Origin of the sequence: Sulfitobacter sediminivivens, assembly GCF_042611115.2 — a bacterium.
In the GTDB taxonomy this organism is placed as follows: Bacteria; Pseudomonadota; Alphaproteobacteria; order Rhodobacterales; family Rhodobacteraceae; genus Sulfitobacter; species Sulfitobacter sediminivivens.
Map to the genome: position 1 here is coordinate 11768 of NZ_JBHGAR020000006.1, position 24748 is coordinate 36515.

The window sequence follows — 24748 nt, forward strand, 5'->3', positions numbered from 1 at the left end:
TGTGTCACTGTGCCACCGATTGCGCCCGCACATACTCCATCACATCCGCCCTTACGGACATCTCACCCCGATCGCGTGCATCGTGTATTACGCGACGCACATCATCCAGGTTGCAGCGCCGCAACAGGCTTTTCACAGGGCCAATGGACGCCGGGCGCATGGATAGGACGCGAAATCCGATTGCCGCAAAACACAGGGCTTCAACCGGGCGGCCCGCGTCCTCTCCACAGAACGACAGTGATGTGCCCGTGTCGCGGCACCGCTCAACGATGCCTTCAAGAAAGCTGAGGTAGCTGACATTAAGCGTGTCATAGCGCCGCCGTACGCGTTCGTTTTCACGGTCCGCGGCAAAGAAAAACTGTTTCAAATCGTTGCCACCAACGGACAGAAATTCAACTTCTTCAAAGAATTTTCTGGGCGCAAATGCAAGGCTGGGGGTCTCCAGCATCGCCCCAACCTCAATCTTAGAAGGCAGGATATGGCCCAGGCGTTCCTCGCGGGCCATTGTCTTGTCCATCTCCGCACGCGCATCGCGGTATTCTTCAAATTGGGCCACAAAGGGGAACATCACCGTCAACGGCCGCCCATTTGCCGCCCTGATCAAGGCTTGCAGCTGCATACGCATGATGCCCGGTTTATCAAGGCCCACGCGAATGGCCCGCCAACCCAAAGCCGGGTTCGGCTCATCATTGGGTTTCATATAGGGCAGCACTTTGTCCGACCCTATGTCGAGCGTCCGAAACACCACGCGTTTGCCCTGCGCCGCATCCAGTACCCGCGCATAAAGGGCTGCCAGCTCCGTTCGTTTGGGCATCTGATTGCGCACCAGAAACTGCAATTCTGTGCGGAACAAACCAACCCCTTCGGCACCGGAGCTTTGAAGGGATGGCAGATCGGCCATCAGGCCCGCATTCATATGAAGCTGCACAATCGACCCGCATTTCGCCTGTGCAGGTTCGTCACGGATCGAGGCATAGCGTTCCTGTGCCGCGGCCTGCATGGCGATCTTGTCGCGAAAGGCCGAAGCCACGGAATCGTCCGGGCGCAGGTGCACGATGCCCTGTTCGCCATCAAGCATGATGTGATCACCATTGAGCGCATCGTCAGTGATCCGCCCGACATGCACCAGCAAAGGGATGGCAAGTGCCCGTGCAACAATCGCGGCGTGCGACCCAACCGAGCCACCCTCAAGCACAATTCCCCGCAGTTTGCGGCCATAATCAAGCAATTCGGCCGGACCAATATTGCGGGCCACCAGGATGGGGTTCTTGGGCATCTCTGCACCGGTATCACTGCCCTGACCGGTCAGAATACGCAAAAGCCGGTTCGACAGGTCATCCAGATCGCTCAGCCGTTCGCGCAAATACGCATCCGGCACCTGCCCCATACGTGCGCGGGCGGTTGATTGTTCCTTTTCAACTGCGGCTTCGGCGCTCAATCCGCTTGAAATGCTCTCAAGCATCCGGCGCATCCAGCCTTTGGAATTTGCAAACATCCGGTAGGCTTCGATGACCTGCTGCTGGTCTTTGTCACCCCCTGCCATCGATAACATCTGATCAACACTGATGCGCAGCAAACCAACAGCTGATTCAAGCCGGATCGCCTCGGTCTCGGGATCATCTGCAATGGGGTTGGACACGACGACACGCGGCTCGTGCAGCCACACATGGCCTTCCGCAACCCCCTCTTGTCCTACCGTGCCGCGTAACAAGACGGGTTGCGAATGGCGCGCCGACATCGCGGCCCCGTCACCGACAAACGCGCCAAGTTCGGTCATTTCAGCAAGCACCATAGCAACCACTTCGAGGGCATAGACCTCATCGGCCGAAAATTCTCGTGCGGTTCTCGACTGCACCACGAGCACGCCCAATACGGCCCCAATCCGCTGAACAGGAACACCCAAGAAACTTGAATAAATCTCTTCACCGGTCTCAGGCATAAAGCGGAAACCCGGTGCCTGAGGCGCATCCGGGGTGTTGATAACCGCCTTGCGTTTGGCCACCCGGCCCACCAGCCCTTCGCCCAATTTCATGCGCGTCTGGTGGACAGAAGCTTTGTTCAAACCTTCTGTCGCGCATAATTCCAGCGTGTCTTCATCGCGAAACAGATAAATCGAGCAGACCTCGCACCCCATTGAGGTCGCGATCAGATGGGTGATCTTGTCCAGACGTGCCTGACCTGCTTCGTCACTGGCCATTGCATCACGCAGACGGCCCAGCAATTTGCGGCTTTCAGTTTCAAAACGCTCAGCCATGTCCGCGCGCGCTCCCCCGTATGAACGTCAAGGTCAGCTTAGACCACAGACGCGCCACAAGCGAAACGGGAAACGCATCAGGCCCGCGATTGGATGGCAAATTATACCGCTTTGTCCAGTTCAAAGGCATCATGCAACGCCTGAACGGCCAATTCCATGTACTTGCGGTCAATGAGCACACTGATCTTGATCTCTGACGTTGTGATCACTTTGATGTTGATCCCCTCATCCGAAAGCACTTTGAACATCTTGGCGGCAACACCTGTGTGACTGCGCATGCCGATGCCGACAACGCTGACTTTGGCAACGTCAGTATCCGCAATCAGCTCGTGATAGTTGATCACCCCGTCCGACTTGGCCTTTTCCATCGCTTTTTCGGCACGCAGCACCTGATCCACAGGGCAGGACCAGGTCATATCGGTGCGGCCTTCTTCGGCGATGTTCTGCACGATCATATCGACGTTCACGCCGCCATCACTGAGGCTGGTAAAAATGCTGGCGGCAATGCCAGGACGGTCAGCAACCGACACCAGCGTCATTTTGGCTTCATCGCGGCTAAACGCGACCCCTGCGACGACATTGCTTTCCACGATTTCCTCCTCATCACAGACGAGCGTGCCGGCATCGTCCGATTGTTCTTCAAAACTGCTCAGCACCCGCAGCTTGACCTTGTACCGCATCGCCAGCTCGACCGAGCGTGTCTGCAAGACTTTGGCCCCCAACGACGCCAGTTCCAGCATCTCTTCAAAAGCGATCCTGTCCAGCTTGCGCGCCTTGGATTCGACCCGCGGATCGGTGGTATAAACCCCATCCACGTCCGTATAGATGTCGCAACGGTCGGCCTCAAAGGCAGCGGCAAAAGCCACGGCAGTTGTATCTGACCCTCCGCGCCCCAATGTGGTGATCCGGCCCTCCGGGCTGACCCCCTGAAAACCCGCAACCACGGCTACTTTCATGCCTTCGGCAAACTTGGCCCGGATATTTTGCGGAGGGATGTCTTCGATGCGCGCCGCCGAATGTGCCGAGGTGGTCTGAACCGGCACCTGCCAGCCTTGCCATGAGCGCGCCGGTATATCCATTTCCTGCAACGTGAGCGCCATCAACCCTGCGGTGACATTCTCGCCACTGGACACGACCGCGTCATATTCGCGTGCGTCATACATCGGCGAGGTCTCATTTACCCACCCGACCAGTTCATTGGTCTTGCCCGACATGGCTGACACAATGACAATCACATCGTATCCTTTTGACACCTCAACGCCCACGCGTTTTGCCGCGCGCCGGATGCGGTCCAATGTGGCCACCGACGTGCCACCAAATTTCATCACCAGAACAGGCATAGGTCCCTCAGATACCAACTCCGGCGCGGTTTACGCGCAAGGCTCCCCAAGGGCAAGGCCAGCCTTCCCATTCACCCTTTTTCAAATACCGAAAAAACCAATTGGGGGACACAATTGAATTAAACCATGCGGCGGGTTTGCCCGCCTCATTCTGCTCAACCGCCCCTCATTTAGAAATCATGTGCCCGGCCATCCCAAGTTTCAAAACAGCCCGTGGTCTCAATGTTCAGCGCCGCAAATCGAACGACCAATCCGCGCACCGCCTCGTCAATGGTGATCGCCGCAGATGTACCGCCCATGTCGGTTTGTACCCAGCCGGGATGATAAATGCCGACCGCTATCCCTTCCGGCTTAAGATCACTGGCAAGGTTGCGCCCCAGGTTCAACGCCGCCGCCTTGGAGGCGCGGTAGATATAGCTGCCTCCCGGCGCATGTCTCGAAGACCCCATTTGCGATGATATGATGGCGATCCTGGCATTTTTTGCCCGCCGCAAATGCGGCAGCAGTGCCTGAATGCTCAGAAACACGCCGGTGACATTGGTGGCAAAACTCTGCGCCCACAGATCTGCGCCAAACCCGGTTTCCAGATCATTGCCTTTATCCAGATAGACCCCCGCATTGCAGACCAGCAGATCAATGGCGCGGTCACCCAGCTTTCTGGCCATCGCAGCATGGCTGGCCGGGCGGGTCACATCCAATTGAAGCAGTGCTGACGCGGATCGCCCCGTGCCAATCACCTCTTCGCCAACAGACGCATAATGGGCAGCAAGGCCCGCCCCGATGCCGCGAGAGGCACCCGTGATCAGGATCGTCATATCAATTCCTTTAAATCCGTCAGCTCAGCTTTTGTCGGGGTCGGAACGGCAATGGCAACAGGGGAACGCCGTCTTCAATCAGACTGCGGGCCTGATCAGGCCGTGCCTCTCCATAGATCGCGCGCTCAGGGACATCGCCCAAATGCATTGCCCGGGCTTGGCGCGTAAAATCAGTGCCGACATAGTCTGACGTTTCTTCGACTTTCTTGCGCAGCTCAGCAACCGCCAGTTCAATATCACCTTGCGGTGCTTTAAGCAGTGGCACAGGGGCCTCCGGGGCGGTCTCATCGGGACTGTCCGCCGCAGACTTTGCCACCACGCGCGGTGCCATGATGGCTTTTTTGACCTCGGCTGACCCGCATACGCTACATGCCAAATGCCCCGCATGTGCCAAGGCATCAAAGGCAGCGGCGGATTGAAACCAGCTGTCAAAATCATGGCCCTGATCACATTTGAGCGCATAGTGGATCATTGGCGTGGCACTCTCCATTTCATGTGCATACTCCTGAAATGGGGTGTATTTGGGTTTAGGTCAAGCTATCGGTTTGGCTGGTCTGGGATCAAAATCGAGGATCAGACGGGCCAGTTCGCGCTCTGACACCAATTTGGCTGCACGTTTTCGAGACACCCAGCGGCGACGGCGTTCGCCGCATTCAGGGTACTTTTTTGCCAGTGATTTGACGGCAATCGGGTACAACATGGCAAGGCAGGGCAGATCATCCATGCTGCCTACATCCTTGGCATAGGAATAGACGCCCAGACAGTTGCCATCCGGCTGGCCCGTCACGCCCGCCTCTTCCCATGCTTCTTGCCTTGCGGATTCCGCCGGTGTTTTGCCTTCCATCGGCCAGCCTTTTGGGACGATCCAACGTTTGGAGCCACGCGACGTGACCAGCAATATCTGAACTTCATCGCGTTTGACACGGTAACACAGTGCCGCGAATTGGGTGCGCACATCGCCTTTTCGGGCCCCATGCAACGAAATTGGTAATTGTTTGATCATCTGCCGTCTGCTCTTGGGGGTCATTGCCCTTGTTCATATAACCATACTGCGTCTGTCTTGCGAACGCCAGATCATCGCTCCAACCCGTGCATTACTCTTGTAGCGGCCCAAACCTTAACGGATACTGCCCGAGATGAGATTTCTTACCCAACTCCTGCTCGCGTTTTCGGCGATGACCACTTGCCTTTGGGCAGAACCCGCACCTGTCACAGTATTTGCCGCTGCCAGCCTGCGCGATGCGCTGGATGAGGTCAGTGAAACCTATGATGGACCGGTGTATTTGTCCTATGGAGGGTCTGGCACCATGGCACGGCAGATTGCTGCGGGTGCACCAGCGGATACAGTGATTTTGGCACATGCCGATTGGATGGACTGGCTTGAGAAAAACGCAAAGCTGTGGCCTGTATCGCGGCACACGGTTGCGACCAACGAACTTGTGCTGATCGGCCCGGTTGGCACGACGGCCTCCGGGTCAGACGTTCTGGCGTTGTTGGGGCCAAACGGCCGTTTGGCGATGGGACAACGTGATGCGGTGCCTGCTGGCATTTACGCACGCGAGTGGTTGCAAAATACCGGGCAATGGGACGGTATCGTGGACAGATTGGCGGAAACCGACAATGTGCGCGCAGCCCTTGCCTTGGTGGCGCGCGGTCAGGCTCCTGTTGGCGTTGTCTATGCCAGCGATGTAGCGACGAACGGATCGGTTGTTGTCTTGGCGTCTATCCCGGCACACACCCATAGCCCCATCGTCTATCCCGCAGCGGCACTGACTCCGGAGGGCCAGTTGTTTCTGAATCATCTTGGTACGGCTGCATCAAAAGCGATCTTTGTTGCGCATGGTTTTGGCGCGGTGTCCGAATGAACGTCGATGCTGACGCCTGGGAGGCGCTGCGCCTGTCGCTATGGGTCGCATGCTGGGCGACAGTTCTGGCGGTTCCCCTTGCGCTTTGGGTCGCATGGGTACTGGCGCGTAAAACATTCTGGGGCAAATCCGCGCTCAATGCTCTGGTGCATTTGCCGCTGGTTTTGCCCCCCGTCGTCACTGGCTATGTTCTGCTGCTCCTGTTTGGCCGCACCGCCCCCTTAGGACAGGCGCTTGAAGCGGTGGGCTTGCGGCTTGCCTTTCACTGGACGGGTGCAGTTTTGGCTGCAATTGTAATGGGGTTTCCCTTGATGGTGCGGGCCATGCGCCTCGCGATTGAGGCGGTGGACCCCAAGCTGGAAGAGGCCGCAGCAACGTTGGGCGCGCCACACAGTGCCGTATTTGTGCGTGTCACCCTGCCACTGATTGCGCCGGGGATCCTTGCAGGTGCGGTAATGGGATTTGCCAAAGCAATGGGAGAATTCGGGGCAACGATCACCTTTGTCGCCAACATACCCGGCCAGACCCAGACATTGCCCAGCGCCATTTGGACCGCGCTGCAAATTCCCGGTGCCGAAGGTCAGGTGGTGATGATGGTGCTGCTGGCCTGTGTCGTGGCAATCGGGGCTGTGGTGTTGTCCGAGGCATTGGCCCGGCGCGTGGCGGCAAAGATCGCGGGCACATGACGTTGGATGTACAAATCCGGCACCGGTTTGGTGAATTCGCACTGGATGTGGCGTTTGAGGCCGGGCCGGGCATCACCGCTCTTTTTGGCCGGTCGGGCGCTGGAAAAACCACCGTGATCAACGCCGTTGCAGGGCTTTTGCGGCCTGATGCGGGGTATGTCCATTTGGATGGCTCAACGCTGTTTGATGCGAGCAGCCAAGTGTTTGTGCCACCTGCGCAGCGTCATCTGGGATATGTCTTTCAGGACGCCCGGCTTTTTCCGCATCTCAGCGTTGAGCGAAATCTTACCTTTGGTGCCCGTTATGCCGCGGCAGACAGCAAAGGTGCTGACCTGAAAGAAGTGGTGATGCTTCTGGGGTTGGAAACCCATTTGAACCGCGCCCCAAACACCCTTTCTGGCGGTGAAAAGCAGCGTGTCGCCTTGGGCCGCGCGTTGCTCAGCCGTCCGCGTATGTTGCTGATGGACGAGCCACTGGCGAACCTTGATGGTCCGCGCAAGCTTGAAATCATTCCCTATCTGGAACGTCTGCGCGATGGCCCTCTTGGGTTGCCCATTCTCTATGTCAGCCACGCCGTGGACGAAGTCGCACGGCTTGCCGACACATTGGTGTTGATCCAGGACGGTCAGGTTCGCACACATGGCCCGCTTTTTGAGGTCATGGCGGATCTTGCTGCCGTGCCTCTTTTGGGGGTGCGTGAAGCGGGTGCTGTGCTTGAGGCGGATATCGAAAGCCATGCAGACGACGGCATTTCGACCCTGTCGATCAGCGCAGGCAAGCTTGAACTCCCCGGGGTACAGGCAGAGGTCGGCGCGCGGGTGCGCCTGCGCGTGCTGGCGCAAGACGTTATTTTGTCACTTGATCGCCCAGATGGATTGTCATCCGTCAATGTCCTACCTGTCGTCGTAGAGGACATTCATCCCGGTGACGGACCGGGGGCCGCGATTGCGCTTCGGGCCGGAGAGGATCGGTTGCTGGCGCGGGTGACAGGTCGCGCAATCCGTGATCTGCGACTGCACAAAGGCATGCGCTGCTATGCAATTCTCAAGGCGACGACGGTGGCACCGGGCAGCATCGGACGATAATGCAGCTTAGCCCACCACCGGGGCGCGGCCCATTTTTTCCCGCAATCGGTTGAGCAGTTCGTCGGGCGGCACATCGCCATCAATTGCCAGACGGCGCAGGCCAAAATGCACATGCGCCATATCCTCATAATAGCTGGTATACGCGTAATTCGTCGCGGCCCCTGCAACGGCCCCCAAGACGGGCACCGCTTGTGCAGCAAGCTTTTGACCCAGCACAACCGCGAGACGCGGGGCAACCTTGGCAATCACCGCCTGCATCGCGCGTCCCGAAAGGGCCATACGCGCGGACAAAAATCCCAGATCGGCACCGTTATCGCCCGACAAAGGCCCAGCCGCCGAAAACACCTGCACACAGTCAAATTGTACGTTTTCGGCATCGGGGTCGAAGCCATGTTCGACAGCGACCCCTTGAATAACGCGCAGCAAGAGCGTCGTTGTGACCGGCAATTCTGCCAATGCCGTGGGCAATCCACCCGCACCACCCGCCGCGCCCATCGCGGCACTCGCAGCCTGATTAAGCCAGCTTTTTTGATCCGGCACATAGCTGCGGCTTGAGTGGGCAGCCTTCATCGCATGGTTCAACGCTTTGACGGTTGCCGCCTCAAGGTTGCGCCGCACGGGACCGGGCAACCGTTCAATCAGGTTGTCCGCACCGCCACCGATCAGGTTCAATACGTTGATCCCAACACCCCCCGCCTGTTCATAGCGTTTGGCGATTTCGGTCAGTCGTACATCGACATCGATTGTGGCAGGAAGATTGCTTTCGATCTGCATTTTTGGCCCTCTTTTTCTTAATGTGGGGTCCAGATGGGCATTTTCAATCCGCCCACCGCCGTACCTCTCCGGCTACGCCATCCCATGCGCCGGGGATCAGCGCCCGACCCAAAACCCTCTCGGGGTTCGTGGGGGGCGGCATGATCACGTCCTTCAAAAGCTCAAATCCAAAGCGGCTGTAATACGGTGCGTCGCCCACCAGCAATACCCGCGCCCAGACCATCGGGGGTGCGCGATCAAGGCTCTGCTCGATCAGGGCGCGGCCTATCCCTTCGCCCTGCCTCGTCGGGTGCACGGCAACTGGCCCAAGCAGCAACGCCGTATCGGATCCGATCCGCACCGGCCAATACCGGATGGCCCCTGCCAGAATACCCGCATCATCACGCGCAACATGGCTAAGCCCTTGAACGGGCGGCACGTCGTCCCGCAGTCTGTACGACGACAATGCCTCGCGCCCCGGCGCAAAGCAGGTGTCATAGAGCGCCTCAACTTCCCAGTGATCTGCGGGGGTTTCGGGGGTCAGGTGGTACAAGGCATCTGTTCCGGGCCTCAGGTTGTTATGGCGCATATGGCGGGTTTGCGGTGGCAATGCCCCTAACATGCCGTTAGCCATGGGGCAAACGAGATAGGAGATCACAGTCAATGTTTTACCGTCCCTCTGATGGCCACGGCCTGCCGCATAACCCGTTTAATGCCATCATCACGCCGCGTCCCATCGGATGGATCTCAACGCGCGATGCGCAGGGGCGAGATAACCTGTCACCCTATTCGTTTTTCAACGGGGTCGCCTATACGCCGCCGCAGGTCATGTTCGCGTCAACAGGAAGAAAACCAGACGCAGGCGACACCAAGGACAACGTGGCAAATATCCGCGAAACTGGCGTGTTTTGTGTGAATGTGGTGGAATATGCGGCGCGCGAAGCAATGAATGTGACCTCGGCCAGCCTCCCCCGCGGCGAGGACGAGTTTGCCAGCGCCGGTGTGGAAAAAGCGGCATGTGAGCAGATTGATTGCGCCCGTGTTGCCGGCGCACCGGCTTCACTGGAATGCCGCATGACGCAGATCATCAAAATTGAAGGCGACAGCAATTTTGTTGTGTTTGGCGAGGTCGTGGGCGTCCACCTGCGCGATGATTGTGTGGTGAACGGGCGGTTTGACGTGACCCGGTTCACGCCCCTGTCGCGGATGGGGTACCGCGACTATACGGCGGTGCGCGATGTCTTTGAGATGGTCAGACCGGATGATTGACGGCTAAAGGTGGTGTGGCGCAACGGTGCTATTTTTTCGCAATGTCCGTCACGAGCTGAGCAGATCATCAAGCGGCTTTCGCGCGCCCGCCACATCCGCAAGGGAATAAGGGTCCAGCGCGGCATAAAATGCCTCCTGAGCCTGCACCAAAGGTGCGCGCAGTCCGCAGGCTGGCAGTATCAGGCAGGATTGATCTGTCCCAAAACATTCCACCACCGGGGTGTCACGTTTCATGGCACGGACTACGGCACCGATGCTGATCTGGGATGCCGGACGCGCCAGCGTCAGCCCCCCGTTGCGCCCACGCTCGGAAACGACAAACCCCTCACGGGCAAGCTGGGTCGCGACTTTGGACAGGTGGTTTTCTGACAACTTATAAGTTGCCGCAATGTGTGATGTCGCAACCCGCGCCGGTGCGCGAACCGCCAACATCATCAAAACGCGCAGGGCGTAATCTGTGAATTTGTCCAATTGCATGGTGAATATTTAGCATTTGCAATACGCATTTAAAAGAACTAGATAATCCGCATCTCAAATACCAATTAAGGACCGAACCATGACCCTCTCTGATGCTATTCTCTGGCCCGGAACAAAAGTCTGCGAGCGTCTGGGTCTGGATCCAAAGGCGGACGCCGGCCTGATCCGCTGGTTAATCAATACTCTGGTCTATCTGGTAATCAGCCTAATCTTTGTCTGGGTCATCGTAGTATGAATATGCCGCCGCGCATCCCTGTCACAGAGGAACAGATTGACCGGGTGGTTTCGCAGTTCTATGCCCGCGTTCGCGCCCATCCCGCACTTGGGCCGATCTTTGCCGCCCATGTGAAAGACTGGTCCCCGCATGAGGAAAAGATTGGTCAGTTCTGGCGCAACGCTTTGCTTTTGCAACGGTGTTATGATGGCAATCCGATGCAGGTTCATATGGCTGCTGGAAACGTCAAGCCCGCGCATTTCCCCATTTGGCTGTCTTTGTTCGACACGGTGCTGATGCAAGAGTTGCCGCCCCCGCTGGCAAAATCCTGGTCCGCGCTGGCCCACCGGATCGGACGCGGTCTGAGTTATGGTTTGCCTCACGAAAACGATCAGCCGCCCATGCCTTTTCTGGGTGGAAACTGGGCCAAAAAGGACCCTCTTCAAACAGGCGAGACGGAATAAAATTGCTGTCACGGGCACCCTGCCCGATCAGGTTTGGCACCACGACCTTAACCGCAACCAACGCAGTCCGACGTCCCACCGCGACTGGCGTTAGCGCAAGCCCATGAGGCGCGTATTAATGCCCGCCCAGAACCCCTGTGCGCACATCATAGTCCACGGCCAGTTCGTAATCCGGGTCATCGTCACTATCGACCATAAGGTGACCCGCCTTGGTCAGCAAACGGTGGCAATCGCGGCTCAGATGGCGCAGTTGAATACGTTTGCCGGCCTCTTCATACTTGCCCGCGATCGCCTCAATCGCCTGCAAGGCGGATTGATCCACCACCCGGCTGTCGGCAAAATCAACGATCACCACATCGGGGTCCGCGTCGATGGTAAAAAGCTCTGAAAACCCATCGGATGAGCCAAAGAACAGCGGCCCGTGGATCTCGTATACCTTGGCCCCCTTTTCACGTTGCGATTCCCGTGTGGTGGCGTGGATGCGGCGCGCATTGTTCCACGCATAGGCCAGCGCAGACACGATTACGCCGACCACGACAGCGACAGCCAAATCCTTGTATACGGTTACAACTGTGACCAGCAGGATCACAAACGCATCCATCAAAGGCACTTTGCGCAAGATGGTCAAACTGTTCCATGCAAAGGTGCCAATCACCACCATGAACATCACGCCCACCAATGCCGCCAATGGAATAAGCTCGATCACCGATGATCCAACGAGGATAAAGAGCAGTAAGAACACTGCCGCCGCAATGCCTGCCACACGGGTGCGACCGCCGGATTTGACGTTGATCATTGACTGACCAATCATCGCACAGCCGCCCATGCCACCGAAGAAACCGGTGACGGTGTTTGCGACGCCCTGCGCAATGCATTCCTGCGATGCTCCGCCACGGGCATTGGTCATGTCACCAACAAGGTTCAGCGTCAGCAGCGATTCAATCAGGCCAATTGCGGCAAGGATCACGGCGAAAGGCAGCACGATCCAAAGAGTTTCGAGCGTGAAGGGCGCAAGCGCAGTGCCATAGATCCCCACCCCTTCACCAAAGGGGATGTGGAATGCTGGAAAGCCACCGCTGATTGACGCCAGATCGCCTACCCGTGGCACATCCATGCCGGTAAAGATCACCACCGCCGCTACAATTCCGATGCCTGCCAAGGGTGCCGGGATGAACCGGGTGATACGCGGCATGATCCAGATGATCGCCATCGTTGCCGCCACCAGCGCCAGCATGAGATAGAGCGGCGGGCCAGAGAGCCATTCCCCCCCCGACATGCCATGCCCGGTGTCGACCATAGTGCCGGGCACCTTGAATTGGCTCATCTGCGCGAGGAAAATTACAATGGCGAGGCCGTTCACAAACCCAAGCATAACCGGATGAGGAACCAGCCGGATAAACTTGCCCCATTGCATCACGCCTGCAAATATCTGGATCAGACCCATCAGCACTACTGTGGCAAAAAGGTATTCGACACCGTGTTGTGCAACAAGGGCCACCATCACCACGGCCAAGGCACCAGTTGCCCCCGATATCATACCGGGCCGCCCGCCGATCAATGCCGTGATGAGGCCCACCAAAAACGCCGCATAAAGCCCAACCAGCGGATTGACACCTGCGACAAAAGCAAATGCAACTGCTTCGGGCACCAGCGCCAGCGCCACCGTCAGCCCTGATAGCAATTCGATCCGCAAACGACCAATGCTGAACCCATCCTCCGGCATCCAGCGCAGGTCGGTCACATTGAGGTTCTTGGTAAAGCTGTGCAGCGTAGCGCGCGGCATGAGGGGTATCCTTTGTCGGAATTTCGTCAGTAAATGGCCCATATGGAAGCGGGCGATTTTGTTAGCGCTGACTAGACCAGAACGGTGGGGATTAAAACCCTTCGGCGCAAGCCCACGCACGCAGCCCGCAAAATCCGCTGTTTCTCTTTGTGCTGACGCCCTGCGCTACCTTATCCGCGCCCCGCCAAACGCGACCATCAAATTTTCCCTTTCTAAGGTGGCGAGGCAAATTCGTGACCCGCAGGGACTTGATATTGAGGGGATCGTCTGACTTTGTGGGCTTAAATAGCATACCAAACCACAAGGGAGTGTCGCATGACACAGACAAAAATTGCTGTGATTGGCGGGTCGGGAATTTACGATATTGACGGGCTTGAGGGTGCCGACTGGATTACGGTCGAAAGCCCTTGGGGGGTTCCATCGGACGCGATCTTATGTGGCACTTTGGACGGCGTTGAAATGGCTTTTCTGCCGCGCCATGGGCGTGGCCACGTACATTCGCCAACAACTGTGCCCTATCGTGCCAACATTGATGTGCTTAAACGATTGGGCTGTACTGATGTGATATCGGTCTCTGCCTGCGGATCATTTCGGGATGAAATGGCACCGGGGCATTTCGTGATTGTCGATCAGTTCATCGACCGGACCTTTGCGCGGGAAAAGTCGTTTTTTAGCACCGGCTGTGTGGCCCACGTGAGCGTCGCCAACCCGACCTGTCCGCGGTTGGGCGATGCCTGTGAACAGGCCGGCAAGGACGCTGGTATCATGGTGCATCGGGGGGGGACGTATCTGGCCATGGAGGGCCCGCAGTTCAGTACGCTTGCTGAATCCAGGATGTACCGCGAAAGCTGGGGGGCGGATGTCATCGGCATGACCAACATGCCAGAGGCGAAACTGGCCCGCGAAGCAGAGCTTTGTTACGCATCCGTGGCGATGATCACCGATTATGACAGCTGGCATCCGGATCATGGTGAAGTCAACGTGACACAAATCATCGCGACGCTTATGGGCAATGCGGACACGGGCCGCGCCCTTGTCAGTCGGCTGCCCACCCTTCTGGGTGCAATGCGGGATGCATGCCCGCACCACTGTGACCGAGCGTTGGACCATGCGATCCTGACGCAACCTGGCGCGCGTGACCCTGCAGTGATGGCCAAACTTGATGCGGTGGCGGGGCGCGTCATCTGACGGCCGTGAGGATGTGAGAGCAGACGGTATTTGAGAAAGGGTGAAATTGAAGTGTAAAGCGTGCCGCATTCCCTGTTGCGCTGGGGCCGCGATGCTGTCTTTGATTGGAATTAAACCACAGGAGGCTGCCCCATGTCACTTGAACTCTGGCTGACGTTTGTCGCGGCCTCCGCGGCGCTGCTGTTAATCCCCGGCCCTACGGTCTTGCTGGTGCTGAGTTATGCGTTGTCGAAAGGCAGATCTGTTGCCGTGGCTTCGGCTGTCGGTGTGGCTTTGGGTGATTTGGTCGCGATGACAGCGTCGTTGGTTGGACTGGGCGCGTTGGTCCTTGCTTCTGCAACGTTGTTTGTGGCGCTGAAGTGGGCAGGCGCTTTGTATCTTGTCTGGTTGGGGATCAAGCTGATCCGCTCCGCGCCATCTGACGGCCTGTTTGTCAGTGCATCTTCGGATGTCAGCGCCAGACATGTCTTTGGACATGCAACGGCAGTAACCGCTTTGAACCCAAAATCCATTGCGTTCTTTATCGCCTTCGTCCCACAATTTATCCGGGCGGACGCACCCCTTTTGCCGCAGCTCAGCATCCTGATCTTGACCTTTGTGGGCCTTGCTGCCCTGAACGCTCTTGCCTATGCGCTGTTGGCGGATCGCTTACGCAGGGTCATCGGGCACCCCTCGATCATCACGTGGATCACGCGCGCGGGTGGTGCCGCACTGATTGGCATGGGTGTCCTAACAGCAACTTTGCGCAGGAGTGCGGTATGAAAAAGGTTGAGGATTACATTCGCACGATTGTCGATTTCCCCCATGAAGGCATCATGTTTCGCGATGTGACGACGCTTTTTGCGGACCCGCGCGGGTTTCGCATGGCAATCGACCAGATGTTGCACCCCTATGCAGGCATCGACATCGACAAGGTGGTGGGTCTTGAGGCGCGCGGGTTTATCCTTGGCGGTGCGATTGCACACCAGTTGTCCGTGGGTTTTGTGCCAATCCGAAAGAAAGGCAAGCTGCCGGGGCGGACCATCAGCCAAGATTATACGCTGGAGTACGGCAAAGCGATTGTCGAAATCCATGATGACGCCATTCAGGCCGGAGAAAAGGTATTGGTGGTCGATGATTTGCTGGCCACAGGCGGCACCGCCGAGGCCGGGATCAAGTTGATTGAAAGGCTGGGTGGCAAGATCGTGTCCTGCGTGTTCATCATTGATCTGCCAGAATTGGGCGGGCGCAAGAAGCTGGAGGCGATGGGCATGGAGGTGCATGCGCTTTGCGCGTTTGAGGGGATGTAATTAGAGAGCCAACGTCTGGTTTGAGCCCAAATCTGCACTATGATTCACGACGCACGGGTGACCGCTAACTGCGCATACCGGAAATTGGATTGTTGAAAATTCGCCAAAATGAGACATCCACCGTTGCACCCGTCTCCACAGCGCAGCTTCTTCAAAGCGGCCATACATCTACGGTGCCGCATGATACATGAGCAAGGTCAGAAGCACGGTGCAAGCCGAACTTCGACCTTGATCAGGGCGGCAGCAGCTATCAGCCTAATTCATGGCCCGCTTAGGCGTTCTGTTCAACTCATGCAACAGCTCAACCTGGCCAGACATGCCGGTTTTTGAAAAAACGGAACTGAGGTGGGAGCGTACGGTTGCAGGTCTGACTGAGAGTGATTCAGATATCACGCTGACCGTCATCCCCTCTTTCAGCAATGAACATACCCGAAATTCAGATCTGCTAAGCCGTGCTGGGTTATCACAATCAAGGATAGTGCATCGGCTGTCATCCGTAATTCTGCTAATTGAAGCCCTCTTGCTTTGCGAGAGTTTCTTTGCCACCAAGGCAGGTGTCCGCCTGCCCCAAGCAACAGCAAGCGTGCCCAATAGCAGGATGAGCAGATTTAGATTATGCTCAGCAGGGCGATGCTTGAAATGAAATTCGATGAGATCAATATGCCCGCGCACCGATTCTAGCGGGCTTGCGATGACCTCGGCAATCCCAGCAGGAATGTCCACAGCGTCAGCGGAAGTTCCCGCCAATTCGAACGGATTGGACTCTGTCAGTTTCCAGATCGATCCAACTTTGGCAGTCTTGATAAACGCGCCAATAACCAAACCAGCGAATGTTCGGGGCGTGGGCGGCCAAATTTTTCCGGTTTGCATTCCAAAATGCCCAACGATCCGTGCTCTTTGATCAACGTTGGAAATGCGAACAATCATCACCGCTTCTGCATGAACCAACATTGCGATGCGGCCGAGAACATCTGTAAGTTCGCCATTTTCATTCAAGGCATACGCCCAGTCTGCGATAATCGAAAAACTATTGGAATCAATCTGATTCCTTAACAAACTGGTACTCATAACAAACTCTTTCACTACTCTGGCTCTTAAATAATAGCCAAAGGTACAGCCCCCGCCGTGACAGTAACTGTCTGTGGACAAATCTGAGTTTGCAACTTTTTTTTCCAAATTGTGGCAGTTACGGAGAATAAGAGTCTACGCCGCTGCGTGAATTTCTATCCCAAGTGGAAACTATTTTGCGCGTTTATTGAGGTTTCGAACTCATTAAGTGATTTCGGACTAAAGAATTCAAAAATTAGGAAAAATCTCAATTTTATCTCAGTAACGACACAAATAAGACAAAATTCATCTGATAAAGCGATTCGTTTTATAGACCATTTCTATTTGAATTTCTCAAAATATTCCCGAAATACTAATAAATAGTTCTCCGAAATCAATCTAAAGGTGAAAGTTCGCTACATCTGACGGATGTGTGAGTGCGGTGCAGTGCCTTAACCTTATTTGCGAGCTCAGACGTAGGATCGTCAGACTCAAGCTGCGGAACCGATCCAACGCAAAATATGTAAACAAATCCTTAAGGGAGTAAAATTTATGACAAATTTCTTGAAAATGTTCGCGAAGGACGAAAGCGGTGCGGCCATTGTTGAATACGGCCTCGCGCTGCTGGTTGTTGCGTCGATCGCGGTGGGTGCGTTCACCTACCTTGGCACAACGACAAACTCCAACGTAACCAGCGCCTGCACTGCTTTGGGTAGCGCAACCTGCTAATGCAGTTGGCTTTGGCCTTTTCGAACTAATCCTGCGCCGCGATCCATACACACGGCGCAGGAAATCCCGCCCCGCATTTTTGCCGCTGACATTTTTGCCGCCGATAAGGTGCCAACGGGGCACTCATATTTGAACAACGACCATTGGAGACTGAGATGCGCGTTAAGCCGATCATTACAACGGTTTTCGGAATTGCGATTGCTGCTGGTTCCGTGTTCTTCATAAAAGAATATCTTCTGGACGCACCAAATTCTGCCGCCCAAGGGGCAAAAACGGACCTTGTGGATATCTATCTCGCGCATACCGAAATTGCGTTTGGTCAGGTAATCGAGCCCCATCACGTTACCAAGCACGCGTGGCCACGCGATGCGCTTCCGCCTGGCGCGTTCACCACCATCGCCCAACTTGTGCCGACCCAAGAAGTGGATCGCCGCAGGGCCAAAGGACGCTTTTTTCCGGGTGAGGTTATGATTGCATCAAAAGTTTCTCAATTCGGTGAGAAAGTTACACTGGTGCAAAGATTGGGTGAGAACACCCGCGCCATGTCGATCAAAGTTGATGCGGTCACTGCTGTTGGCGGTTTCGTGACGCCGGGTGACTACGTTGATATTGTGCTCACGCAAGGTGCGTCTCTCGATTTGCGCGCAGTCACTATCTTGCAGAACATTCGTGTCATTGGCGTCGATCAGCAATCTGAAGAACTGACAGACGAGCCCGAGGTCGCCCGCACAATTACGGTTGAAATCTCTGCTGATCAAGGTCAGCGCCTGGCGCTTGCCCAAAGAGCCGGAATCCTAAGCCTAACCCTAAGGACGCTTGAAGGGGTTGAGGACAAGCCAATGGAAATGGTGCGCCTGCGCGATTTGCTGCAGGAGGAGGGGCCAGTTGAAAAAGTTTTGGTTCAGCCCACGATAACAGTTCGCCGTGGAACGGCCTCCGAAGTGGTTAGCATAAGACGGACAGTTCCAGATATTGACCCAGTGCTTTTGCCAGAAACATTGGCCGACGATCAACCGCTTACAAACCCAGATCGCTCGGCTTGGCCAGCACTGACAGAACAAGTCAAACCCGCAGCGGAAGGGATCACCCGCCAAGTGCAGATCAATCTCAAGCCGCTCGCCCGGCCACGGCCTGTGCCTTCGATCCGGCCGATCACCGTCACTCAAACCATCGAACAATAGGGGCAGATATGCGCATCAGGTCCTACATGACGCAGTTCCGCAAAGAAGAGGCTGGCACCGTTGCCATCCTCTGGGGCTCGTCCATGGCTGTTCTTTTGGGTTTTCTTGCCATTACGTTAGATGTTGGGCGACTAAGCTCCACCCAGTCCGAACTTCAGGCATTCGCTGACAACGTCGCACTGGCCGCGGCAGGGGAACTTGACGGAAAGAATGACGCAATCATCCGTGCGACCAATGCGGCCGCCAGTATGATCAGCGACAGCCAGACATTCGCCAATGGTTCGAGCACGCTTTCGGGATCGACGGACTATTCGCTCATATTTCACTCAGCGCTTCCTGCCTCCGATCTGGCAGCCCTTGGCGCTGATGTGACCACCGCGAGCAACAGAGCTAGGTTTGTTCAGGTTGTTCTTACACCGAAGTCACTGAACATGAGCCTCGCATCAGCGTTCAATAAGATGTTGGGCGGCAATGGGTTCGGCACCACTGATGTGCGCGCCGAGGCCACAGCCGGGTACACTCAAGCGGCCTGCGATATATCTCCACTTATGTTTTGCCTGCCCCCAAATTGGGAAAACACGCTGGGTGTCGGCGATCAGATTCTGCTACGTAGTGGTGGCGGTGGTTCGACTGCATGGGGTCCAGGGAACTTTGGGTTCATCGATCTTGCTACGTTTCAGGATACGTCCGGTGTCTGCGCGGACGAAGGCGGTAACAAGCTCGCTTGTCTGATCGCCGCGCAAAGCAATATCACCCAATGCGTCCTGACCAACGGACTAACCACAGAGCCAGGCCAAAAGGTCGGTATTACCAATGCGGCGTTCAACGTGCGGTTCGACATATTCCGCGCCGTTCTGAATGGCGAGAAGAATAACCCGGATTTTGCTCCGGCCCCCAATGTGATCAAAGGGATCAAAGCTACGGGAGGCAGTGCCTGCATTCAGGGCAGCGAAGAACCGACCGTTGTCACAATGGCACTTGGCCGCGACCTTTGCATCGACGCTGGCACCTGCGGCGGAAGCAATCGGTTTGGCAATGGCGTCTGGGACCGGCTCGGGTACCTCGACACAAATCATGATCTGGCCGACGGTATCGCTGATGGCATCGGCACTGATGCGCATCTTCCCGCATTGACTGGATCAAATATTCTATATGCGGGCACACGATATGGCATGTACCTGCGTGAGATTGCTTACGGCAACACCAGCCCGTTTTCCCCACCAAACTCTGACGCAATTCTGGATCCGTCACTGCCTGAAACAGGGCGGCCGATGTGCTCCTCCCAGATGTCGACCAATCCTGCGCGTCGTGTGGTCAATGCCGCGGGTGTTGATTGCTCAACCACCACAATCAAGGGATCCACCAGCAATGTCCCTGTTACGAAGTTCGTTTCGATCTTCTTGACGGAGCCGGTCGGGTCAGACACATCTTCACCTCCCAGCTTCGACATTTACGGCGAAGTTGTGGGATTTCCTGACGTTGCGGGCGGCGGTGTGGGCGGCTTTGGCGGCATCTTCCGTGATGTCGTTCAGTTGTACCGATGAAGAAGGACAGACTCATGCAGCTCTTTCCGTTCAATTCAGCCAGACGCTTTGCCGATGATCAGGATGGCGCGATCATTGTCGAGTTTGGCATTGTCCTGCCAATCATGCTGCTGCTTTTGGCGCTTACCGTCGAAGCCGCGCGTTTGATGTGGTCTTATCAGTCTGTGATTGCCGGTGTCCGCGACGCCGGACGGTACATGGCGCGCGTCACCCCTTCGTCAATTTGTAGCAGCGGAGCGAGCGTCGCGCACCTTGGCACAAAGCTGCGCAAAATCGTGGAAGAAGACATCGGCGGGAACGCTTTGTTCCCTTCAAGCGTGACTGTCAACAGCGTCACCCCAAGCTATTCTTGCGTCTCTGGCACCTACCGGGTGAGCCCGGCAGCGGTGGCAAATGTCAGTGCCAATGTCACCATTCAACTGCCATTGGGCGGTGTGATGGCTTTGTTCGGCAATGGCCTGTCGTCGGTGACGACGGATGTTGCTGACAATTCGCGGATATTTGGCCAGTGACGGCGGAGCAGCATCATATGCGCACCCCTGTGGGGATCTGTCGTAGGTTTCTGCACGACGAAACAGGCGGAGTTTTGGTGGAATTTGCGATTGTTGTGTCCCTGTTCATGTTCCTGTTTGCCGCACTCTTGGACTTCGGTCGGTTGTCTTACAGCGGCGTGATGGCGCAAAGCGCCGCTCAGTTGGCGGCACGGACCGCCATCGTGCGGCCACCGGCTTGCACTGGCGTTCCCAAGACCCATCAGAGGGGGGGCAATACGCTACCTAGTTTTGGCACATCTTGCAGCGCAGTGGGAGGTACCTGTGCCAGTGTCGCCACGGTGTCGTGTTCGGGTGTCGCATCAAATGCCACAGCGTCAGAAATCTGGGGCCGCGTCAACCCGCTTTTGCCGCCGAACGCGACCATCGACATGCTTCAGTTTTCCTACAGCTTTGATTCAAATCTCGGGTTTCTTGGTGGACCCTATACGCCCATGGTCACTATTGAGTTGACCTTGAATAATTTTCAGTTCGCCTCGCCGCTGGCTGCCCTTGCCAACGCTGCTGGCGCAACAAACAGCACACTACCCTCAACTGCCAGCTATTCCAACTTCAGCGTCTCGCTTCCGGCAGAAGACCTTGCAGCAGGAGACTCAGGATAATGAACAGCCATCACATCACCCAGCACTCCCGATCAATCATGATCGTGTCGGATCGGGACTCCTTTTCGCAAGTAATCAGCGATGTATTCGCGCCAGATGACCACAACACGGTCACCCTCGAAAATGAGACGTTCACATCCATGAATGGCCGCGCAAGCAGCCTTGTGTTTGATCATGACGTGGTCATTTTCGAGACTGATCCGGATGACGTAAACGAAGTGCACGCGCTGGAAGAATTACTGAAGAAGGGCAAGGGAGACACGATTTTTCTGGCGTTGACAGGCAATGACGTTTCAATCGGAAAAGCCCGGCAGCTTCGGCAGATCGGAATTGACGATGTCTTGCCGCTTTCTATTGATGGCGAAAGCATGAAATCGGTTGTCGACGAAAAAATTATTGCCAGACGTACACCTGAGAAAATCTTGCATGATGGCCCGGCGGCGCTGGGAAAATTGATCTCCGTCACGCAGGCCCGTGGCGGGGCGGGTGCGACAACCATTGCTGCAAACCTCGCCAGCTCCCTTGCCGGCGGGCAAAAGACGATGTTTCGCAAAGCCGCCAATAGCCGTGTTGTCCTCCTGGACTTCGATCTTCAGTTTGGCGACGCCAACGTGTTTCTTGATCTCGAGGACAACGGCGGTTTTCTGCAGCTTATTGAAGCAGTTGAACAGCCAGATGACCGCTTTGTTGCATCAGCACTGCAAAGCCACGCGTTGGGTTTTGATGTCCTTTGCGCACCTGCGCCGGTGCTTCCTTTGCAATCTGTTCGTCCTGATTTGGTTGAGAACATGCTCAACATTTTACAGCGGCAGTACGATTATATCATCGTCGATTTGCCCCGGGCGGTTGTTGACTGGATCGAACCAGTTATCAAACGCGCCTCTCACCTTGTCTTGGCGACAGATACCAGCGTGCCTTGCGTGCGGCAGGCACGCCGCCTGATCGACCTTTACCAAGAGGGAAACATGGGCCTGCCGATCGAAATCGTGATCAATCGCGAGAGCAAGCCCCTACTCAAGTCGGAACATATTCGCGAGGCGGAAAAAATTCTCAAAACCAAATTGGCACATTGGTTGCCTGACAATCCAAAATTGGCCCGCAATGCCGTGGATTTGGGGCAGCCCATTGTACGGGCCAAGCCAAGGTCGGATTTGGGCAAAGCTCTATCGAAATTGGCCTCATCACTGTCGGTTGCAGACCAACTGTCCCAAAGAAAAGAAATCCAGGGGGATCGCCGTGTTTAACGAATACAAATCGCGCCAAGCGAAAAAACATTCAAATGTTCTCAAGCTGGAGCTGCATTCCCAGGTGGAACCGTCAAAAGTTGCCGAGGCGCAGACAGACCCGATCGATGTCGATTTGCAGGCGTACCTGGAACTCAAAAGCCGCATCCACGGGGAACTTCTGGATCGGCTTAACCTCTCCGTTATTGACAAGGTGGAGCGCTTGGAACTTAAACGCCAGATTGCCGCTCTTGCATCTAACCTGGTTGAGGTTGAAGGCGTCCATATGAGATCCGATGCCTTTTCCACCCTGGTTGAGGAATTGATGGACGAAGTTATGGGATTGGGGCCATTGGAACCCCTTCTGGCGGACCCCACCATCAGCGATATTCTTGTCAATTCCTACGATCAGGTCTTTGTCGAACGATTTGGACTGCTGGAACGCACCAAGGCCCGCTTTCGCGATGAGCGGCATCTGCTACGCATAATCGACAAGATCGTCACTAAAGTCGGTCGGCGCATTGATGAATCCCAACCATGGGTAGACGCGCGGCTCGAAGATGGCAGCCGTGTGAATGCAATCATTCGGCCATGTTCGGTCGACGGGCCTGCCCTGTCGATCCGGAAGTTTTCCCGCAACCCTTTGACAATGAAGCGGCTTGTCGATCAAAACGCACTGGATGAACAAGCGGCCTCACTTTTAAAGGCGCTTGTCGAAGCACGGCTGAACATCTTGATTTCTGGCGGCACGGGTTCTGGCAAAACCACGATGCTGAACGCGGTGTCCTCCTTTATCGACGAAAGCCAGCGCATCGTAACAATTGAGGATGCCGCAGAACTGCAGCTGCAACAGGAACATGTTGTCCGGCTGGAAACCAGACCCCCTAACGCTGAAGGCCAAGGCGTCATTTCGCAACGTGACCTCGTGCGCAATGCGTTGCGGATGCGGCCTGACCGCATCATCGTGGGTGAAGTCAGGGGAGCGGAGTGTTTCGACATGTTGCAGGCCATGAACACAGGCCATGATGGATCGATGACAACCGTGCACGCCAATACGGCACGCGATGCGCTGAGTCGGGTTGAACAGATGGTGACGATGCTTGGTGTCGATCTGCCAATCAAAACCATTCGGTCTCAGATTTCCTCTGCCATTCATATTGTCCTTCAACTGAGCCGCCTCAGCGATGGCTCGCGTCGCGTGATCAGTGTCTCAGAAATCACGGGAATGGAAGACGACACAATTACGCTTCAGGACATTTTTGTCTACAAGCGCCGCGGCAAATCTTCCGACGGCACTATTCTCGGAGACTTTCTGCCAACGGGTATTCGCCCGAAATGCTTTGATCAATTGGTCGTGGCTGGCATCGATATTGATCCGAAGATGTTCATGCGCAAGGAGGTCAGACCATGAGCGACCTGCAAACGATTGACCCTACTCTGGGTCTATATGTTGTCATCTTCATTGGCGTCCTCGTGGCCTACGAGGGGCTGGTGCAACTTCTGTTTCGTCGAGAGACACAAGGCGAGGCGCGGAATAGGCGCATGAAAATGATACAAAATGGCGCAACGACGGGTGATGTGCTGAAACTTCTGCGTGATCCGGTCATGGTGGGGGGTGAAGGTAGAGTGGGCCCCATCACTTGGGTTCGGCGCCTTATGGTTCAGGCGGGGCTGACATTTAATCCGGCTTGGATGTTGGTTGCTGTTTTTGTATTGGCCGCTCTGGTATTTGTCTTCGCACAGCAGTTTGTTCATCAAGACCTGGCCCTGTCGGGCGGTGTGGTCGTTGGATTGATAACCCCGTTGGTGGTTCTCCTTGCCATGAAAGAGGCACGGCTGAAAAAACTCACCAGTCAGTTGCCGGATTCCCTTGATCTGATGGCACGTGGCCTCAAAGTTGGTCATCCGATTGCAGTGACTGTCGGCAACGTGGCTGCAGACATGCCAGACCCGATCGGGACAGAATTTGGCATTATTCAGGACCAGATCAACTATGGTGAGGACGTCGCCACAGCATTTCACGATTTTGCCAAACGGGTAAAAACCGAAGACGCGAATTACCTAGCCGTCAGCATCGGCATTCAACATGGCACCGGTGGCAATCTATCCCGGATCCTGACTGTTCTTTCGAAGGTAATACGAGACCGCCGTACAATGCGCAAAAAGATCAAAGCCATTTCTGCAGAAGGTCGCCTGAGTGCGATGATCCTGACGGCGCTGCCCTTGTTTATCTACATGACGATTGAGCTTTCTTCACCCTCCTTCTACGGCGATGTGCGAAATGACCCCAGGTTTGTGTACTTTGCCTCCGCCGTATTTGGACTGATTCTAGTACAAGGGCTCATTCTTCATAAACTAGTCAGTTTCAAATTCTAATTGGAGAGCGGTG

General features: G+C 55.8%; 27 protein-coding genes. 17 read left to right on the forward strand and 10 right to left on the reverse strand.

The features are described from left to right. Window positions 1-4: 4 nt before the first annotated feature. The 5 genes from ptsP to ACEWL3_RS08350 form a co-directional block, all read right to left on the reverse strand. On the reverse strand, window positions 5-2254 hold the full coding sequence (ptsP, locus tag ACEWL3_RS08330) for a phosphoenolpyruvate--protein phosphotransferase (protein ID WP_386181352.1): 2250 nt from the start codon (window positions 2252-2254) through the stop codon (window positions 5-7). A gap of 101 nt (window positions 2255-2355) precedes the next feature. Continuing rightward, the gene (locus ACEWL3_RS08335) at window positions 2356-3594 is read right to left on the reverse strand and encodes an aspartate kinase (protein WP_386181349.1); all 1239 of its coding nucleotides are present in this window, start codon (window positions 3592-3594) and stop codon (window positions 2356-2358) included. A gap of 170 nt (window positions 3595-3764) precedes the next feature. After that, on the reverse strand, window positions 3765-4409 hold the full coding sequence (locus ACEWL3_RS08340) for an SDR family oxidoreductase (protein WP_386181346.1): 645 nt from the start codon (window positions 4407-4409) through the stop codon (window positions 3765-3767). A 19-nt stretch (window positions 4410-4428) separates the two neighbouring features. Next, a complete protein-coding gene (locus ACEWL3_RS08345; protein WP_386181414.1) occupies window positions 4429-4881 on the reverse strand; it encodes a DUF1178 family protein in 453 nt (150 codons plus the stop codon). Window positions 4882-4941: 60 nt separating this feature from the next. Continuing rightward, entirely contained in the window at window positions 4942-5436 is a 495-nt protein-coding gene (locus tag ACEWL3_RS08350) for an NUDIX hydrolase (protein WP_435000727.1), read from the reverse strand. A 109-nt stretch (window positions 5437-5545) separates the two neighbouring features. Here ACEWL3_RS08350 and modA point away from each other — a divergent pair, with 109 nt between their 5' ends. The 3 genes from modA to modC are packed head-to-tail and all read left to right on the forward strand — an operon-like array spanning window position 5546 to window position 8045. Next, entirely contained in the window at window positions 5546-6274 is a 729-nt protein-coding gene (gene modA / locus ACEWL3_RS08355) for a molybdate ABC transporter substrate-binding protein (RefSeq protein ID WP_386181340.1), read from the forward strand. After that, window positions 6271-6960, forward strand: coding sequence for a molybdate ABC transporter permease subunit (gene modB, locus ACEWL3_RS08360; protein WP_386181337.1), 690 nt, complete (start codon window positions 6271-6273; stop codon window positions 6958-6960). The genes modA and modB overlap by 4 nt, the downstream gene beginning before the upstream one ends. After that, window positions 6957-8045: a molybdenum ABC transporter ATP-binding protein gene (gene modC / locus ACEWL3_RS08365; protein ID WP_386181334.1), complete on the forward strand. Its 1089-nt coding sequence runs from the start codon at window positions 6957-6959 to the stop codon at window positions 8043-8045. The genes modB and modC overlap by 4 nt, the downstream gene beginning before the upstream one ends. Window positions 8046-8051: 6 nt before the next feature. Here the strand turns inward: modC and ACEWL3_RS08370 are convergent, their stop codons facing one another. Beyond that, window positions 8052-8819 (reverse strand): EcsC family protein, encoded by a 768-nt coding sequence (locus tag ACEWL3_RS08370; RefSeq protein WP_386181331.1) that lies wholly within the window; start codon window positions 8817-8819, stop codon window positions 8052-8054. A gap of 43 nt (window positions 8820-8862) precedes the next feature. After that, window positions 8863-9387: a GNAT family N-acetyltransferase gene (locus ACEWL3_RS08375; protein WP_386181411.1), complete on the reverse strand. Its 525-nt coding sequence runs from the start codon at window positions 9385-9387 to the stop codon at window positions 8863-8865. A gap of 74 nt (window positions 9388-9461) precedes the next feature. Here ACEWL3_RS08375 and ACEWL3_RS08380 point away from each other — a divergent pair, with 74 nt between their 5' ends. After that, window positions 9462-10067 carry a flavin reductase family protein gene (locus ACEWL3_RS08380; protein WP_386181328.1) on the forward strand — a complete coding sequence of 202 codons (606 nt, stop codon included), beginning with the start codon at window positions 9462-9464 and terminating at the stop codon, window positions 10065-10067. A 48-nt stretch (window positions 10068-10115) separates the two neighbouring features. Here ACEWL3_RS08380 and ACEWL3_RS08385 read toward each other — a convergent pair whose 3' ends face one another. Then, window positions 10116-10544, reverse strand: a complete 429-nt coding sequence (locus tag ACEWL3_RS08385) for an RrF2 family transcriptional regulator (RefSeq protein ID WP_386181325.1) — start codon at window positions 10542-10544, stop codon at window positions 10116-10118. Between the two features lie 79 nt (window positions 10545-10623). Between ACEWL3_RS08385 and ACEWL3_RS08390 the strand changes: the two genes are divergently transcribed. Both ACEWL3_RS08390 and ACEWL3_RS08395 read left to right on the forward strand, forming a co-directional pair. Next, complete coding sequence (locus ACEWL3_RS08390) at window positions 10624-10779, forward strand: hypothetical protein (protein WP_386181322.1); 156 nt, start codon at window positions 10624-10626, stop codon at window positions 10777-10779. Continuing rightward, entirely contained in the window at window positions 10776-11222 is a 447-nt protein-coding gene (locus ACEWL3_RS08395) for a group III truncated hemoglobin (protein WP_386181320.1), read from the forward strand. The genes ACEWL3_RS08390 and ACEWL3_RS08395 overlap by 4 nt, the downstream gene beginning before the upstream one ends. Window positions 11223-11337: 115 nt before the next feature. Here the strand turns inward: ACEWL3_RS08395 and ACEWL3_RS08400 are convergent, their stop codons facing one another. Further along, window positions 11338-13005, reverse strand: coding sequence for a SulP family inorganic anion transporter (locus ACEWL3_RS08400; RefSeq protein WP_386181317.1), 1668 nt, complete (start codon window positions 13003-13005; stop codon window positions 11338-11340). Window positions 13006-13320: 315 nt separating this feature from the next. Between ACEWL3_RS08400 and ACEWL3_RS08405 the strand changes: the two genes are divergently transcribed. From ACEWL3_RS08405 to ACEWL3_RS08415, 3 genes are all read left to right on the forward strand, one after another. Continuing rightward, window positions 13321-14193, forward strand: a complete 873-nt coding sequence (locus tag ACEWL3_RS08405) for an S-methyl-5'-thioadenosine phosphorylase (protein ID WP_386181314.1) — start codon at window positions 13321-13323, stop codon at window positions 14191-14193. Between the two features lie 132 nt (window positions 14194-14325). Then, on the forward strand, window positions 14326-14955 hold the full coding sequence (locus tag ACEWL3_RS08410; RefSeq protein WP_386181311.1) for a LysE family translocator: 630 nt from the start codon (window positions 14326-14328) through the stop codon (window positions 14953-14955). Further along, window positions 14952-15482: an adenine phosphoribosyltransferase gene (locus tag ACEWL3_RS08415; RefSeq protein ID WP_386181309.1), complete on the forward strand. Its 531-nt coding sequence runs from the start codon at window positions 14952-14954 to the stop codon at window positions 15480-15482. The genes ACEWL3_RS08410 and ACEWL3_RS08415 overlap by 4 nt, the downstream gene beginning before the upstream one ends. Window positions 15483-15737: 255 nt before the next feature. Here ACEWL3_RS08415 and ACEWL3_RS08420 read toward each other — a convergent pair whose 3' ends face one another. Next, window positions 15738-16550: a helix-turn-helix transcriptional regulator gene (locus tag ACEWL3_RS08420; RefSeq protein ID WP_386181306.1), complete on the reverse strand. Its 813-nt coding sequence runs from the start codon at window positions 16548-16550 to the stop codon at window positions 15738-15740. A gap of 531 nt (window positions 16551-17081) precedes the next feature. Between ACEWL3_RS08420 and ACEWL3_RS08425 the strand changes: the two genes are divergently transcribed. The 8 genes from ACEWL3_RS08425 to ACEWL3_RS08460 all read left to right on the forward strand — a co-directional run bounded on the left by ACEWL3_RS08425 (window position 17082) and on the right by ACEWL3_RS08460 (window position 24735). After that, window positions 17082-17258, forward strand: a complete 177-nt coding sequence (locus tag ACEWL3_RS08425) for a Flp family type IVb pilin (RefSeq protein ID WP_114879629.1) — start codon at window positions 17082-17084, stop codon at window positions 17256-17258. A 155-nt stretch (window positions 17259-17413) separates the two neighbouring features. Then, window positions 17414-18439, forward strand: coding sequence for a Flp pilus assembly protein CpaB (gene cpaB, locus ACEWL3_RS08430; protein WP_386181303.1), 1026 nt, complete (start codon window positions 17414-17416; stop codon window positions 18437-18439). 8 nt (window positions 18440-18447) lie between these two features. Further along, window positions 18448-19983, forward strand: a complete 1536-nt coding sequence (locus ACEWL3_RS08435; RefSeq protein ID WP_386181300.1) for a pilus assembly protein TadG-related protein — start codon at window positions 18448-18450, stop codon at window positions 19981-19983. A gap of 14 nt (window positions 19984-19997) precedes the next feature. Then, on the forward strand, window positions 19998-20495 hold the full coding sequence (locus ACEWL3_RS08440) for a TadE/TadG family type IV pilus assembly protein (protein ID WP_386181297.1): 498 nt from the start codon (window positions 19998-20000) through the stop codon (window positions 20493-20495). A gap of 17 nt (window positions 20496-20512) precedes the next feature. After that, window positions 20513-21136 (forward strand): TadE/TadG family type IV pilus assembly protein, encoded by a 624-nt coding sequence (locus ACEWL3_RS08445; RefSeq protein ID WP_386181294.1) that lies wholly within the window; start codon window positions 20513-20515, stop codon window positions 21134-21136. 164 nt (window positions 21137-21300) lie between these two features. Continuing rightward, window positions 21301-22380, forward strand: coding sequence for a CpaE/TadZ family protein (locus ACEWL3_RS08450; RefSeq protein ID WP_386181291.1), 1080 nt, complete (start codon window positions 21301-21303; stop codon window positions 22378-22380). Next, a complete protein-coding gene (locus ACEWL3_RS08455) occupies window positions 22373-23770 on the forward strand; it encodes a TadA family conjugal transfer-associated ATPase (protein ID WP_386181288.1) in 1398 nt (465 codons plus the stop codon). The genes ACEWL3_RS08450 and ACEWL3_RS08455 overlap by 8 nt, the downstream gene beginning before the upstream one ends. Continuing rightward, the gene (locus ACEWL3_RS08460) at window positions 23767-24735 is read left to right on the forward strand and encodes a type II secretion system F family protein (RefSeq protein WP_386181285.1); all 969 of its coding nucleotides are present in this window, start codon (window positions 23767-23769) and stop codon (window positions 24733-24735) included. The genes ACEWL3_RS08455 and ACEWL3_RS08460 overlap by 4 nt, the downstream gene beginning before the upstream one ends. The last annotated feature ends 13 nt before the right edge of the window (window positions 24736-24748 follow it).